The organism is Ancylobacter novellus DSM 506 (genome assembly GCF_000092925.1).
In the GTDB taxonomy this organism is placed as follows: Bacteria; Pseudomonadota; Alphaproteobacteria; order Rhizobiales; family Xanthobacteraceae; genus Ancylobacter; species Ancylobacter novellus.
This window is the reverse complement of sequence record NC_014217.1, coordinates 4,031,742-4,045,290: the sequence shown is the minus strand read 5'-3', so window position 1 is coordinate 4,045,290 and position 13,549 is coordinate 4,031,742. Positions and strand designations below refer to the sequence as shown.

At 67.8% G+C, this 13,549-nt stretch carries 15 protein-coding genes; 5 read left to right on the top strand and 10 right to left on the bottom strand.

From position 1 onward, the window contains the following. Positions 1 to 14: 14 nt before the first annotated feature. From SNOV_RS19005 to SNOV_RS18990, 4 genes are read right to left on the bottom strand one after another with little or no spacing between them, the layout of a single operon-like run. The gene (locus SNOV_RS19005; RefSeq protein WP_013168592.1) at positions 15 to 380 is read right to left on the bottom strand and encodes a helix-turn-helix domain-containing protein; all 366 of its coding nucleotides are present in this window, start codon (positions 378 to 380) and stop codon (positions 15 to 17) included. Continuing rightward, a complete protein-coding gene (locus SNOV_RS19000; RefSeq protein WP_013168591.1) occupies positions 377 to 970 on the bottom strand; it encodes a Smr/MutS family protein in 594 nt (197 codons plus the stop codon). The genes SNOV_RS19005 and SNOV_RS19000 overlap by 4 nt, the downstream gene beginning before the upstream one ends. Then, a complete protein-coding gene (gene mltA / locus SNOV_RS18995) occupies positions 967 to 2,217 on the bottom strand; it encodes a murein transglycosylase A (RefSeq protein WP_013168590.1) in 1,251 nt (416 codons plus the stop codon). Before mltA ends, SNOV_RS19000 begins: the two co-directional genes overlap by 4 nt. A 12-nt stretch (positions 2,218 to 2,229) precedes the next feature. Continuing rightward, positions 2,230 to 2,955, bottom strand: a complete 726-nt coding sequence (locus SNOV_RS18990; protein WP_013168589.1) for a Tim44/TimA family putative adaptor protein — start codon at positions 2,953 to 2,955, stop codon at positions 2,230 to 2,232. Between the two features lie 432 nt (positions 2,956 to 3,387). On the opposite strand from SNOV_RS18990, the gene secB reads away from it, so the two are divergent. Further along, the gene (gene secB / locus SNOV_RS18985; protein WP_013168588.1) at positions 3,388 to 3,855 is read left to right on the top strand and encodes a protein-export chaperone SecB; all 468 of its coding nucleotides are present in this window, start codon (positions 3,388 to 3,390) and stop codon (positions 3,853 to 3,855) included. Between the two features lie 31 nt (positions 3,856 to 3,886). Here the strand turns inward: secB and dnaQ are convergent, their stop codons facing one another. From dnaQ to SNOV_RS18960, 5 genes are read right to left on the bottom strand one after another with little or no spacing between them, the layout of a single operon-like run. Next, positions 3,887 to 4,585 (bottom strand): DNA polymerase III subunit epsilon, encoded by a 699-nt coding sequence (gene dnaQ, locus SNOV_RS18980; protein WP_013168587.1) that lies wholly within the window; start codon positions 4,583 to 4,585, stop codon positions 3,887 to 3,889. Continuing rightward, entirely contained in the window at positions 4,578 to 5,201 is a 624-nt protein-coding gene (gene coaE, locus SNOV_RS18975) for a dephospho-CoA kinase (RefSeq protein WP_013168586.1), read from the bottom strand. The genes dnaQ and coaE overlap by 8 nt, the downstream gene beginning before the upstream one ends. Continuing rightward, a complete protein-coding gene (locus tag SNOV_RS18970; protein WP_013168585.1) occupies positions 5,198 to 6,043 on the bottom strand; it encodes a shikimate dehydrogenase in 846 nt (281 codons plus the stop codon). Before SNOV_RS18970 ends, coaE begins: the two co-directional genes overlap by 4 nt. After that, positions 6,040 to 6,672, bottom strand: coding sequence for a Maf family protein (locus SNOV_RS18965; RefSeq protein WP_013168584.1), 633 nt, complete (start codon positions 6,670 to 6,672; stop codon positions 6,040 to 6,042). The genes SNOV_RS18970 and SNOV_RS18965 overlap by 4 nt, the downstream gene beginning before the upstream one ends. After that, a complete protein-coding gene (locus SNOV_RS18960) occupies positions 6,662 to 7,531 on the bottom strand; it encodes a pyruvate, water dikinase regulatory protein (protein WP_013168583.1) in 870 nt (289 codons plus the stop codon). Before SNOV_RS18960 ends, SNOV_RS18965 begins: the two co-directional genes overlap by 11 nt. 302 nt (positions 7,532 to 7,833) lie before the next feature. On the opposite strand from SNOV_RS18960, the gene hemE reads away from it, so the two are divergent. The 4 genes from hemE to SNOV_RS18940 all read left to right on the top strand — a co-directional run bounded on the left by hemE (position 7,834) and on the right by SNOV_RS18940 (position 11,296). After that, positions 7,834 to 8,886 carry a uroporphyrinogen decarboxylase gene (gene hemE, locus SNOV_RS18955; RefSeq protein WP_013168582.1) on the top strand — a complete coding sequence of 351 codons (1,053 nt, stop codon included), beginning with the start codon at positions 7,834 to 7,836 and terminating at the stop codon, positions 8,884 to 8,886. A 63-nt stretch (positions 8,887 to 8,949) separates the two neighbouring features. Beyond that, positions 8,950 to 9,375, top strand: a complete 426-nt coding sequence (gene hemJ, locus SNOV_RS18950) for a protoporphyrinogen oxidase HemJ (protein ID WP_013168581.1) — start codon at positions 8,950 to 8,952, stop codon at positions 9,373 to 9,375. Positions 9,376 to 9,618: 243 nt separating this feature from the next. After that, entirely contained in the window at positions 9,619 to 10,884 is a 1,266-nt protein-coding gene (rho, locus tag SNOV_RS18945; protein WP_013168580.1) for a transcription termination factor Rho, read from the top strand. A 34-nt stretch (positions 10,885 to 10,918) separates the two neighbouring features. Further along, on the top strand, positions 10,919 to 11,296 hold the full coding sequence (locus SNOV_RS18940) for a hypothetical protein (protein ID WP_013168579.1): 378 nt from the start codon (positions 10,919 to 10,921) through the stop codon (positions 11,294 to 11,296). A 212-nt stretch (positions 11,297 to 11,508) separates the two neighbouring features. Here SNOV_RS18940 and SNOV_RS18935 read toward each other — a convergent pair whose 3' ends face one another. After that, positions 11,509 to 13,527 (bottom strand): thioredoxin domain-containing protein, encoded by a 2,019-nt coding sequence (locus SNOV_RS18935; protein ID WP_013168578.1) that lies wholly within the window; start codon positions 13,525 to 13,527, stop codon positions 11,509 to 11,511. Positions 13,528 to 13,549 lie beyond the last annotated feature (22 nt).

Sequence of the window (13,549 nt, the reverse complement as noted above, 5' to 3'; positions counted from 1 at the left end):
CACGTGAAACCGGCCTATCCCGGCCGGCCGAGAATCTTGAGCCGGCCGAGCAGCTCGGCCACGGCTTCCGGCGGCAGGGTGGCGATCTCGCGGGCGAGCAGGTTGGCGAGCTCGGTCGCCTCGGGTGAGAGGCCCGACGTGTCGACGACCACGCGCGGGTCGGAGATCTCCGCCAGCATGCGCAGCGCTTCCGCCTCGTCCCAGATGACGTTGAAATAGGCCGTGATGCGCTGGAGCATGAGGAAGGTCGGCTGGCCGCGCTTGCCGTGCTCCAGCGCCGAGAGATAGGCGGCGGAGACGCCGATGCCCTCGGCCATCTGGCTCAGCGTCACCCCGCGCTCGGCGCGCATCTCGCGCATGCGGCGGCCGAACGGGGTCATCGCCGGAACTCCCTGACGCGCCTTATCCGCACATAGAGCGCGCCCTCGCCGCCATGGCCGCGCGCGGCGGTCTGGAAGCCGACCACAAGCGCCCGCATCTCCGGCGCGGCGAGCCATTGCGGCACGAGGCGGCGCAGCACGCCGCGCCCGCCCTCGCCGGCCAATATCGTCGTGCCCTCGCCGCCCTTGCCCGTGATCACCAGCACCAGCGAATGGCCCTCGCCCTGCGCGCCGCGCAGGAAGCCGATCAGCCGGCCGTGGGCGGCAGCCTGGGTCATGCCGTGCAGGTCGAGCCGGGCGTCGACCTCGGCGCCGCGCGAGAGCTTTCGCCGCAGCTTCGGCTCCAGCGGCGCGAGCGGCGGCGGACCGGGCGGGGCTTTCGGTGCCGGGGCGGCGGCTTCGGCGATCCGACGCTTGGGCCGGGACTTCTCTGCCGCCTCCGCAATCTCTGCCGGCGGCTCGGCGGGCAGCGCCAGCTTCGGCGCCGGGCGCATCGGCGCGATGGAGCGGGTGACGTGCTCCCACAGCGCCTTCTCCTCCGGATGGAGGGGGCGCCGGCGCCGTGGCCGGCCGGTGCCGTCGGCGCTCATGGCGTTTCCGACATGGTGGCGGGAACAGCCGGGCGCGGCTTCGGCAGCGGCACATGCCGGCGCGAGGGATCGAGTGCCCGCGGCAGCAGCACGGCGAAGGCGCCGGGATGCTGGATGCGGCCCGCCACCGCGCCGGCCTCCTTGCCGGCACCGAAGAAAATGTCGGCCCGCGCCGGCCCGACGATGGCCGAGCCCGTATCCTGCGCGATCATCAGCCGCCCGAAGGGCTCGATCGCCCCCGCCTCGCCGGTCGGCAGGTCGGCGGCGATGAAGAAGGGCGTGCCATAGACATGGATCGCCTTGTCCACGGCGATGGAGCGGCCGGCGGCGAGCGGCAGGCCCTGCGCACCCACAGCGCCGTCGTCGCCCTTCAGCTCATGGGCGACGCGGAAGAAGATGTAGGATTTGTTCTGCCGCATCAGCTCGCGCCCTTCCTCGGGATGAGCCTCGATATAGGCGCGGATCGCGTCCATCGACATCTTCTCGCGCGGCACCAGGCCGCGATCGATGAGCAGGCGGCCGATGGGCGTGTAGGGCTGGCCGTTATGGCCGTCATAATTGAGCCGCAGCACATGGCCGTCCGGCAGCCGCACCCTGAGCGAGCCCTGTATATGGGCGAAGAAGGCGTCGGCCGGGTCGCGGATCCAGGCGACCTCCAGCCCCTTGTCCTTCAGCGCGCCGTCCTCGATGGCGGGCCGGTCGTAATAGGGCACGAGCTTGCCGTCGACCCGGCGATAGGCCGGCCCCTTGTTCACCGGCGGGCCATCCTTGGGCGGCGGGCCGAGGATGAGGTCGGGCGGGCGGCGGTAGAGCGGGATGCTGAATTCCGCCGAGCGCGTCAGCGATCCCTCCACCTCCGGCTCGTAATAGCCGGTGAGGAAGCCTGCCGGCTGGTCGATCGCGGCGATGCGGAAAGGGCGGAATTCCTTCTCGAAGAAGTGCCGGGCCGCGGCGTCGGACGGCTTGCGTGGCAGGTGTGCCGCCTGCGCGCAGACGTGCCGCAGCGCGGTGAAGACCGGGCGCGGCGGATCGACGAGATCGGGCTTGGCGTGGATGCGCCCGCAGCTCCGGCGGAAGGCGACCAGCGCACCGGCATGGTCGTCCTGCTCCCAGCCGGGCAGCGTGTCGAAACCGATGGGCTCCAGCGCGGCCTGCGGGAACAGCACGCGCGGCGGCGCCGCGGAAGCGAGGGCCGCTCCGCCGGTCAGGACACAGGAAAAAGCGAGGATGACGAGATGGGCGCGCACCTCGTCATATTCTCACGAAGCCGCTTCGGTGGCGACCAGCTTCCAGTTCGGGTCGCGCGTGCCGAGCTCGCGGGCGAAGGTCCACACATCGGTGACATCCGCCACCTGCTCGGGATCGCCGTCGATCACCCGGCCCGCCTTGTCGCGGGTCACCGAGATGAGCTGCGAGAGGAAGCGCAGGGTCATCTGGGCGCTACGGCCCTTCACCCCGGCCTCGATGATCTCGACCTTCTCGATGCCGACGAACTGGGTTTCCATCTTCTCGCCGCGCTGCTCACGCTCGGCGATGGCGGCGGAGAAGCCTTCGAACACCTCGCGGGCGAGGAGCTCCTTCAGCGCGGCACGGTCGCCATTGGCAAAGGCGACGACGATCATCTCATAGGCGGCGCGGGCGCCGGTGAGGAAATGCTGGGCGTCAAAGCCGCGCTCCTGCGCCGCGATGGCGTCGAGGCCGTTGGCCACCGCCGAGCCGACCTCGGCGACGCCGGCCCAGCGGGCGGGCGCCGGCTCGTCGCTCTCAGTGGCCTCGGCCGGCTCGGGAACGGACGGCTTCTCGGCGGCGCCGGGGAAGCTCACCACCTTGTCGGCAGGGCCGGCCGGCGCCTTGGCGGGATCACGGCGCGAATAGGGATCGTAAGGCGGGCGCTCGCGGCCCGTCCGCTGACCCAGCACACTGCGCAGCCGTATGAAGATGAACACGGCGAGGGCCAGGAAGATGATCGTATAGATATCGAACACGTCGCAGTTCGCCGTTGCTGTACGCCGCCGAAATACCCTTTCGGCGATGGGATGACTCTCATGTGGTGCGCATTCCGCCGCGTTCCAGTCGGAACAAGCCGAGGCACCCTCCATGACCTATTTACGACGTCTGGCCGATTTCGCCACCCCGTGAATGCCGCTGGGTCATCACTTCGCACGGAAGAGCCGTTGCCGGGCGATGCGATTTGAACAGTAGAGCAAGCCGGCGCACCGCGCCAAGCGGCTGCCAAGCCCCTCACCTTCATGGCGGCGGCGCAAGGCTTTCCACGGGCGCGCGCTTGCTAGCCTGCGGGCAACCATGTTAGCGACACCCGCCTTATCGCCCAAGACCGTCTGCGGCGGAATTACCGACCCAGCGGCACCATGCGCCGGCGCCCTCGCGGCGCGCCCGGCGGACCCCAGGAGATATTCATGGCCGAGACCGAAAACGCCGCGCCGATGCCGACGCTGCAGGTGCTGACGCAGTACACCAAGGACCTGTCGTTCGAGAATCCCGGCGCGCCGGAATCGCTGATCGTCAAGGGCCAGCCGCAGATCGGCATCCAGATCAACGTCAATGCGCGCCCGGTGCGCGAGGGCGGCGAGTACGAGGTCGAGCTGAAGATCGAGGCCAAGGCCGAGCTCTCCGGCAAGACCATGTTCGCGCTGGAGCTGGTCTATGCCGGCATCTTCCGCGCCCAGAACGTGGCACAGGAGACGATCCACCCCTTCATCCTGATCGAATGCCCGCGCATGCTGTTCCCGTTCGCGCGCCAGATCGTCGCCGACACCGTGCGCAATGGCGGCTTCCCGCCGCTGATGATCGATCCGGTGGACTTCGTCACCCTCTACCGCCAGCGCATGGCGCAGCAGCAGCCGAGCAACGTGCTCGCCTCCTGAGCCCTTTGGGCACAAGGCGCGGCCGGAAGAATCACTCGCCGGCCGCGTAGTCCTTCCAGATGGCGCTGTCGCCCAGCGTGGCGACGAAGGCCTCGTGCGTGGCGACCTGCGCGGCATCGAGCCGCGGCGCCAGCGGGCGCGGGCGCTGCAACGGTGCCGCTGACTGCCGCTCGGCCAGCACGACCGTGGTCTCTACGACGGTGAGCCCGAGAGCGGTCTGCCGGCCGCCGCACAGCTCGGCATAGACATCCGCCAGCAATTCCGAATCGAGCAGCGCCCCGTGCTTGGTGCGGCGCGAGCCGTCGATGCCGTAGCGGTTCATCAGGTCGTCGAGACGATTCGACGCACCGGGATGGCGGCGGCGGGCGAGGCTCAGCGTGTCCACCACCCGGTCGAAAGTGAGCGCCGGGCGGGCGAGGCGCGCCAATTCGGCATTGATGAAGCCGATGTCGAAGGCGGCGTTGTGGATCACCAGTGGGTCGCCGGCGATGAAGGCGAGGAAATCGTCGACGACCGCCGCGAAGAGCGGCTTGTCGGACAGGAATTCGGCGGACAGGCCGTGGACGTTGAACGCCTCGAGCGGCATGTCGCGCTCGGGGTTGAGATAGACGTGGAAGGTCTGGCCGGTCGGGATGCGGTTGAAGATCTCGACGCAGCCGATCTCCACCAGCCGGTCGCCGGTGAGCGGATTGAGGCCGGTGGTCTCGGTATCGAGCACGATCTCACGCATCGCGATCTCCGTTGCGCATCCCTTGCCGCAGCTCTGCCAGCAGCTTCTCGACCTCGGCGCGGGCATGGTCGAGGCCATGGCCGGTGTCGATCAGATAGTCGGCGCGGCGGCGCTTTTCCGAATCGGGCATCTGCCGAGCAAGGATCGCCGCGAATTTCTCCTCCGTCATGCCCGGACGGGCGAGAACGCGGGCGCGCTGCACAGATTCTGGCGCAGTGACGACGACGGTGGCGTCGACGCGGCCTTGCGCCCCGCTCTCGAACAGCAGGGGGATGTCGAGCACGGCGATGTCGTTGCCGGCCTGCGCCGCGCGTTCGAGGAAGGCGTGCTCGCGGGCCCGCACCAGCGGGTGGACGATGGCTTCGAGCCGCTTCATCGCCGCATCGTCGCCGAGCACCTTGGCGCCGAGCAGGGTGCGGTCGATCCGGCCACCGATGGCGACGCCGGGAAAGGCGGCCTCGACCGGCGCAACGCCCTCCTCGCCATAGATGGCGTGGACGGCCGCGTCGGCGTCATGCACGGGCACGCCGAACTCGCGGAAAATCTGCGCGGTGGTCGATTTGCCCATGCCGATCGAGCCGGTGAGGCCGAGGCGGAAGGGCTTTGATGCCGTCACGTGAGCTGCCCTTTGGCGGCGAGGTCTGCCAAGGCCAGCTCCCGCAGCTCGGGCGTGACTTCCGGGCGCACACCGAACCAGCGCTCGAAGCCGGGCACCGCCTGGTGCAGCAGCATACCGAGCCCGTCCACCGTGGCGAGGCCACGCGCCTTGGCGGCTTTGAGCAGCGGCGTCTCCAGCGGCACATAGACGATGTCGGTCACCAGCGCGTCCGGCGACAGGGCGGTGAGCTCGATATCGAGCGGCGGCTGGCCCTTCATGCTGAGCGATGTGGTGTTAACCAGAAGCCGGCAGCCATTGAGCCGCCCGGCGAGGTCGCGCCAGTCGACGGGAAGCACGCGCGGGCCGAATTTCTCGCGCAGCGCTTCTGCGCGGGCCAAAGTGCGGTTCGCCACCACCACACGGTCGATACCACGGCTGAGCAGGGCGTAGACGATGGCGCGCGAGGCGCCGCCGGCTCCCAGCACCACCGCCTCGCCGAGCGCACGGGTCCAGTCCGGCTCGGCGGCGTCGAGATTGGCGAGGAAGCCGTAGACGTCGGTATTGCCACCGCAGAGCCGCCCACCCTCCAGCCACAGCGTATTGGCGGCGCCGAGCGCGCGGGCGACCTGATCCGCCTCGGCCAGCGCCCGGAAGGCGGCTTCCTTGTGCGGCACGGTGACGTTGCAGCCCACGAGGCCACTGTCAGCAAAGTTCGCGAAGAAGGTATCCGCCTCCTCCGGCGCCACGTCGCGCAGGCCGTAAGTGCCGTCTATGCCGTGCTTCTTCAGCCAGTAGCCATGGATCAGCGGCGAGCGCGAATGGGCGACCGGATGGCCGATGACGGCGGCGTGGCGGGTCACAGGAGAACTCCGAGGCGGCGCAGGAAGGCGAGCAGCGGCAAGAGCGGCAGACCCAGTATCACCGAATGGTCGCCCTCGACACGCTCGAACAGATGGATGCCGAGCCCTTCCAGCTGGTAGCCGCCGACGCTGGAGCGCACCGCCTCGCCGGCAGCGGCGAGATAGGCGTCGAGCGCGGCGTCATCCAGCGGGCGCATGGCGAGATAGGCGCTCTCCACCGTCTCGAACAGGACCTTCCCATCCCGCGCTACCACGATGGCCGAATGCAGCGCATGGGTGCGGCCAGCTAGGCGGGCGATCTGCGCGCGGACGGCCGCGAGGTCCGCCGGCTTGTGGAAGGCCTGGTCGCCGAGGGCAAGCGTCTGGTCGGCGCCGATGACCAGCCTATCCGGGTGATGCGCGCTTCCCGCCAGCGCCTTGGCGCGGGCGAGAGCGGCGGCGACCTCGGAAGGACCGGCGCCACCGGCCACCGCTTCCGCCTCCAGCGCGCGTTCGTCGACCTCGACGCTGAGCGCCTCGAAAGGCAGCCGCGCCGCTTCCAGCAATGCCCGCCGGGCCGCGCTTTTCGAGGCGAGAACGAGCGGTGCCTCGCCCCGCCACAGAGGATTTTTCGGCGAACTATCCGACACTTGCGTCCTCGGACAGCTTGCGCCGGTGCTCCTGCAGCAGCCCGATGATGGCCGCCGCCGTCTCCTCGATGGAACGGCGGGTGACGTCGATCATCGGCCAGCCATGCTTGGCGCAGAGCCGGCGGGAGAAGGCAATCTCCTCGGCCACCGAGTCGCGATCGGTATAGGCGTCGGCCGCCTGCGCCGCGTTCAGCCCGAGCAGCCGGTTGCGGCGGATCTCCACCACCCGCTCGGCGCTGGCGACGAGCCCGACGACCAATGGCCGCTTCAATTCAGACAGGCCGGGCGGCACGGGAATGCTCGGGACCAGCGGTATATTGGCGGCCTTGATGCCGCGATTGGCGAGATAGATGCTGGTCGGCGTCTTCGACGAGCGGGAGATGCCGAGCAGCACCACGTCCGCCGCCTCCAGCCCGTCCACATGCTGGCCGTCATCGTGCATGACGGTGAAGTTCATCGCGTCGATGCGGCGGAAATAATCGCCGTCGAGCTGGTGCTGACCGCCGACGCGGGGCTCGGGAGCGCCGCCGAGATAGGCCTGGAACAGCCGCACCACCGGAGCGAGAACCGAAAGCACAGGTATGCCATTGGCGAGACAATAGGTTTTCAGCCGGTTACGCAGCTCCGGCTCGGTCAGCGTGTAGAGCACGATGCCGGGATATTCGTCGATCGCCTGGATGACTTTGTCGAGCTGCTTCTGCGTGCGCACCAGCGGATAGATGTGCTCGATCGGCTTCACGTCGTACTGCGCCGCCGCGGCGCGGCCGACGCTGATCAGCGTCTCGCCGGTCGAATCCGACACGAGATGCAGGTGGTAATAGCTTTCGGACGGGCGAGAGGGGTCAGTCACGCCGGTCATCCACAGGGCTGTGCATAGCGATGGAACAAGCCATGCCGAGCCGGCGTTAGCAAGTCCGGGCTGGGGAAAGCGGGGCACGTCCTCCACAGGGCTGCCCCTGTGATCGGAATCAAAGCCCTCTTTGCGAACTGCGTGGATAATCCGCCGCGGTTCGGATAAGCCCTTGTTTCGCCTCGATATCAGGCACGCCCGCGGGCGCCCGCCCGGAGGCCAGGCTGGGGGTGGCTTGTGAGGGCCGAGGAACCCGTCTAATGCCCTCACCTAAACAAAGACTACCTTCCTTCAATAGAGATTAAAAAAGTATGAAAGAGCCGGGGGACAAGGCGGGTTCATCCATCCTGCTGCAGGCGCTCGACGGCCATGTGCCGAAACGCACGCCGATCTGGATGATGCGCCAGGCGGGGCGCTATCTCCCGGAGTACCGGGAGGTGCGCGAAAAGGCCGGCGACTTCCTCACGCTCTGCTATACGCCCGAGCATGCGGTCGAAGTGACGCTTCAGCCGATCCGCCGCTTCGGCTTCGATGCGGCGATCCTGTTCTCCGACATCCTCGTCGTGCCGCACGCGCTGGGCTGTCCCCTCACCTTCGAGGCCGGCGAGGGTCCGCGCCTCCAGCCGGTGACCGATGCCGACGATCTCAAGGCATTGAGGGACGATCTCGATCCGTCGAAGATCGACCGCGTGCTGGAGACGGTCTCCCGCGTGCGTGCCGAATTGCCCGGCGAGACGGCGCTGCTCGGCTTCTGCGGCGCACCTTGGACGGTCGCGACCTACATGGTCGCCGGCCGCGGCACGCCGGACCAGGCGCCGGCACGGCTGGCGGCTTTGATCAACCCGGATTTCTTCGAGGCGCTGATCGACCGACTGGTCGAGGCCTCGGTGGGCTATCTCGTCGGGCAGCTCAGGGCCGGTGCCGATGCGGTGCAGATCTTCGACACCTGGTCGGGCGTGTTGGACCCGGAGAGCTTCCGGCGCTGGTCCATCCAACCGATCAAGCGGATTGTCGACGGCGTGCGGGCACAGGTTCCCGGCGCGCGCATCATAGCCTTTCCCAAGGGAGCGACGCTGGCCGGTCTGACCGAGTTGGTGCTGAGGACCGGGGTGAACGGCGTCGGCCTCGACTGGACGGCAGAGCGGCGCGCCACGCGGCTCGCTTTGGGCGGGCGCTGCGCCTTGCAGGGCAATCTCGATCCGCTGGCGCTGATCGCCGGCGGCGACGCGCTCGACCGCGGCATTGACGCGCTGATGGAGGATTTCCACGGCGCGGCGCATATCTTCAATCTCGGCCACGGCATCCGCCCGGAAACGCCGATCACGCATGTCGAGCGGATGGTCGCGAAGGTGCGGGGATTCTGAGGAAAGCGTGGATGGCCGGCGCGTCGCTCGGCCGGCACGGGGCGTAATGGGTTAGCCTTCGCCATGCTCTACGAATGGATCAAGGCGCTGCATGTGATCGCCGTCATCTCCTGGATGGCGGGGATGCTCTATCTGCCGCGGCTGATGGTCTATCACTGCGACGCGCCGGTCGGCTCGCAGCAATCCGAGACCTTCAAGGTCATGGAGCGACGGCTGCTCAAGGCGATCATCAATCCGGCGATGGGCGTCACCTGGCTCCCCGGGCTTTATCTCGCCTGGGACGGCGGCTGGTATCTCTCCGGCTGGTTCCACGCCAAATTCGCGCTGGTGCTCGTCATGAGCGGCTTCCACGGTGCGCTGTCGCGCTGGGTGAAAGATTTCGCCGCCGACCGCAACATCCGTCCGGCGCGATTCTACCGCATCGCCAACGAGGTACCGACGGTGCTGATGATCGGCATCGTCATCCTCGTCATCGTAAAGCCGTTTTGACGCGGTCAAAGCCTGTTGAGGCAGGCTTGCGTCGAATCGTGGCATTGCCTATGTTGCCGCTACTTCCACGAAGCTGGCTGACGCACCACTTTGAACGGCATCTTCCCCGGTGCTGTCCGGTGTGCCGGATAAGAGGCCGATAACCTTCGGCCCGTTCCGCAGACCAGCGCTTCCCATCTCTTCCGATGCCCGGCGAGTTGAAAGACTAGGCCGGGGTCCATCCAAAATTCGAGGCCTTTTCCCATGGGGGAAATGAAGCTCCAGGACCTCAAGTCCAAGAATCCGGCCGAACTTCTCGTGTTCGCGGAGGAACTTGAGGTCGAGAACGCCAGCACGCTGCGCAAGCAGGAGCTGATGTTCGCCATTCTCAAGCAGCTCGCCGCCCGTGAGACCGACATTATCGGCGAGGGCGTCGTCGAGATCCTCTCTGACGGCTTCGGCTTCCTGCGCTCGCCGGATGCCAATTATCTGCCCGGTCCCGACGACATCTATGTCTCGCCGAGCCAGATCCGCCGCTTCGGCCTGCGCACCGGCGACACCGTCGAGGGGCAGATCCGTAGCCCCAAGGACGGCGAGCGCTACTTCGCGCTGCTCAAGGTCAACACCATCAATTTCGAAGACCCGGACAAGATCCGGCACAAGATCAACTTCGACAACCTCACCCCGCTCTATCCCGACGAGCGGCTGAAGCTCGAGATCGAAGACCCGACGCGCAAGGACTTCTCCGCCCGCGTCATCGACATCGTGGCGCCGATCGGCAAGGGCCAGCGCGGCCTGATCGTGGCGCCGCCGCGCACCGGCAAGACGGTACTGCTGCAGAACATCGCCCAGTCCATCACCACCAACCATCCCGAGTGCTACCTCATCGTGCTGCTCATCGACGAGCGGCCGGAGGAAGTCACCGACATGCAGCGCTCGGTGAAGGGCGAGGTGGTGTCCTCCACCTTCGACGAGCCGGCCCAGCGCCATGTGCAGGTCGCCGAGATGGTGATCGAGAAGGCCAAGCGCCTCGTCGAGCACAAGCGCGACGTCGTCATCCTGCTCGATTCGATCACCCGCCTCGGCCGCGCCTACAACACCGTCGTGCCGTCCTCCGGCAAGGTGCTGACCGGCGGTGTCGACGCCAACGCCCTGCAGCGCCCCAAGCGCTTCTTCGGCGCGGCGCGCAACATCGAGGAAGGCGGCTCGCTGACCATCATCGCCACGGCGCTGATCGAGACTGGCTCGCGCATGGACGAGGTGATCTTCGAAGAGTTCAAGGGCACCGGCAATTCCGAGGTCATCCTCGACCGCAAGGTTTCCGACAAGCGCGTCTTCCCGGCGATCGACATCACCCGCTCGGGCACCCGCAAGGAAGAGCTGCTTGTGCCGGCCGACGTTTTGAAGAAAATGTACGTCCTGCGGCGCATCCTGAACCCGATGGGCACGGTCGATGCCATCGAGTTCCTGGTCGACAAGCTGCGCCAGACCAAGACCAATGGCGACTTCTTCGATTCGATGAACACCTGATCGGAGACGCCGCGAGGGCGGGGAGGAGAGAGCGATGCGTAGGAGCCGGTTCGATCTGGCGGCCGCCGCTCTCGCTTTCGCCGCCTTCGCCTCGATGGCGGCCGTCCCCGCTCATGCCACCGTCATCACCGAGCGCGAGCCGCCCTCCGCGGTGCTGTGGCTGCTGGTCATCGGCGTCGCGGCGCTGAGCTGGGTGATGGCCTGCCGGCGCTGGTGGCTGCCGCTCGCCATCTGGCTGCCCACCGCGCTGTTCGTCTCCAGCCTCGTCGCCGACTTCGCCGACCCGGTGATCGGGCCGGCGGTGCGCGAGGAGCTGGGGATCGCATACATCTTCCAGGCCGACCTCGTCGGGGCCCTTGTGCTGGTCATGCCGCTGATGTTCGCCAACATCCGCTTCACGCGGAAAGGCTGACGCGACAACTTCTGCAATCATCCATGCGAAATATACAACCAGAAATATAATTTCGCCTGCGAAACGACGCCCCTCACAATTGACTCAGGACGGCGATTTCGCATGTCGCCCGATCCATCGGTCGTAAACAGGCCCTAGCCTGCCAGCGGTCAATTCTGGCCAATCTGGCGCTTGCGGCCGTTTCATGCACAACTTGTCCACAGGCTTGTCCCCTACTGGCTGAGGACGCCCGCGCGCACCACTTCCACCAGCCGATTCGCGTCCGTAACGGGGAGCGAGCAGACAGAGCCGGCGCAGACGAAGGCGGCGGCGCCGTCGATCGACTCGGCCTTGGCGCGTGCCGGATGATTTTCCGGCAGGCTCGCCGGATCGCTGACGCGCTCGATCATCAGGTCGACGCGCGGCAGCCGGCGGGCGGCGTCGAGCAGTGCGTCTGCCACCTCGCCCGAACCGACCACGACGATCTCCGGCGCCCGCAGCCGCGTGTCGAGCGCGTTGAGCAGGCCGGCATGGCTGTAGAGGCTGGGCGCCGCGCGCGGCAGCAGGCCGTCGAACAACCGGTCCGCCCGCTCCCGATAGCCGTCATCGCCCGTCACCGCGGCGAGCCGCACGAGGTTGCGGGCGATCAGCGCATTTGGGTTGGTGACGGCATCGTCCGCCGCCGCATCCGGGCGCAGGATCAGCCCTTCGGCGTCGTCGGCGGTGAGGTAATAGCCGCCGTCCTCGGCCGCGTGATGTGCCTCCAATTGGGCCTGCCAGGCGACGGCGTGGTCGAAATAAGAGGCCTCGCCCGTCGCCTGGTGCAGGGCCAGCGCCGCGCCGATCATGGCCGCGTAGTCCGAGGACAGGCCCGGAAACACCAGCCGCCCCTCGCGCCAGCTATGGCCGAGCCGTCCCTCCCTGGCCATCGATTCGGCAATGAAACGGAAGGCGCGAGCCGCCAGCTCCACCCATTCCGGCCGCCCGAAGCGCGGCGCGACATTGGCGAGCGCGGCGATCATCAGCCCGTTCCAGTCGGCCAGCACCTTGTCGTCGCGGCCGGGCGGCACCCGCGTCTCGCGGACCTTGAGCAGCTTGTCGCGCAGCATGGCGAGGCGCATCTCGTCGGCGGGAGAGCGCTCCATCTCCTTGAGCCGGTTCGGGATCGACACGCCCTCCCAATTGCCGAAGGGCGCGATGTCATAGTGCCGAGCGAAGAACTCGGCATCCTCGGCGCCGAGCGCATCGAGAACCTGCTTCAGCGTCCAGACGTAATAGCGGCCCTCATGGCCTTCCGAATCCGCGTCGAGGCTGGCGGCGAAGGCGCCGCTTGTCGTGAGCATCTCGCGCTGAAGCCAGCCGACCGTCTCCTCGGCGCGGGCGCGGAACAGGTCGGCCAGCGTCTCGGAATAGGCGAGGCCGAGCAGCTCGAGGATCTGCGCATTGTCGTAGAGCATCTTCTCGAAATGCGGCACCAGCCAGCGCTCGTCGACCGAGTAGCGGGCATAGCCGCCGCCGACATGGTCGTAGATGCCGCCCTCGCTCATGCCGTCGAGCGCATGCAGCGCGGCGTCGCGCAGGCGCTGGCGGCCGGTGCGCTCCCAGGCCCGCCAGAGCAGCTCCAGGAAGGGCGTGTTGGGGAATTTGGGCGAGCCCTGCAGCCCGCCATGCTGCGAATCCATGATGCCGAGGATGCGGCCGGCGACGTCGTCGAGCTCGTTCGGCCCGATGGTGACCTTGCCCACCGGCGCCGCCTTCTGCCGCAGCCGCGCCAGCAGCGCCTCGCGGTTGGAGGCGATGCGCGGGTCGCCCGAACCATAGGCGTTCGCCATGGTCTTCAGCACATCGGTGAAGGCCGGCTGGCCGTAGCGCGCCTCCTTGGGGAAATAGGTGCCGCCCCAGAAGGGCGCGCCCTCGGCGTCGAGGAACATGGTCATCGGCCAGCCGCCCTGCACGCCGAGCTGCTGCAGGGCGGACATGTAGATCTGGTCGACTTCGGGCCGCTCCTCGCGATCGACCTTGATGTTCACGAACAGCTCGTTCATCACGGCGGCCGTCGCTTCGTCCTCGAAGCTCTCATGCGCCATGACGTGGCACCAGTGGCAGGCGGCGTAGCCGATGGAGAGCAGGATGGGCCGTCCGCTGCGGCGCGCCTCCTCGAAGGCTTCCGGCTGCCATTGCCACCAGTCGACGGGGTTGTCGCTGTGCTGGAGGAGATAGGGGCTGGCGGCATGCTGGAGGCGGTTCGGCACGCTGGTTCTCCGGCGAGGATCG

What these genes read in the sequence shown, in the direction of transcription:
- SNOV_RS18960 (WP_013168583.1), bottom strand. Translation starts at nt 7,531, where the DNA reads ATGACCGGCGTGACTGACCCCTCTCGCCCGTCCGAAAGCTATTACCAC.
- SNOV_RS18940 (WP_013168579.1), top strand. Translation starts at nt 10,919, where the DNA reads ATGCGTAGGAGCCGGTTCGATCTGGCGGCCGCCGCTCTCGCTTTCGCC.
- rho (WP_013168580.1), top strand. Translation starts at nt 9,619, where the DNA reads ATGGGGGAAATGAAGCTCCAGGACCTCAAGTCCAAGAATCCGGCCGAA.
- hemJ (WP_013168581.1), top strand. Translation starts at nt 8,950, where the DNA reads ATGCTCTACGAATGGATCAAGGCGCTGCATGTGATCGCCGTCATCTCC.
- SNOV_RS19005 (WP_013168592.1), bottom strand. Translation starts at nt 380, where the DNA reads ATGACCCCGTTCGGCCGCCGCATGCGCGAGATGCGCGCCGAGCGCGGG.
- secB (WP_013168588.1), top strand. Translation starts at nt 3,388, where the DNA reads ATGGCCGAGACCGAAAACGCCGCGCCGATGCCGACGCTGCAGGTGCTG.
- hemE (WP_013168582.1), top strand. Translation starts at nt 7,834, where the DNA reads ATGAAAGAGCCGGGGGACAAGGCGGGTTCATCCATCCTGCTGCAGGCG.
- dnaQ (WP_013168587.1), bottom strand. Translation starts at nt 4,585, where the DNA reads ATGCGTGAGATCGTGCTCGATACCGAGACCACCGGCCTCAATCCGCTC.
- SNOV_RS19000 (WP_013168591.1), bottom strand. Translation starts at nt 970, where the DNA reads ATGAGCGCCGACGGCACCGGCCGGCCACGGCGCCGGCGCCCCCTCCAT.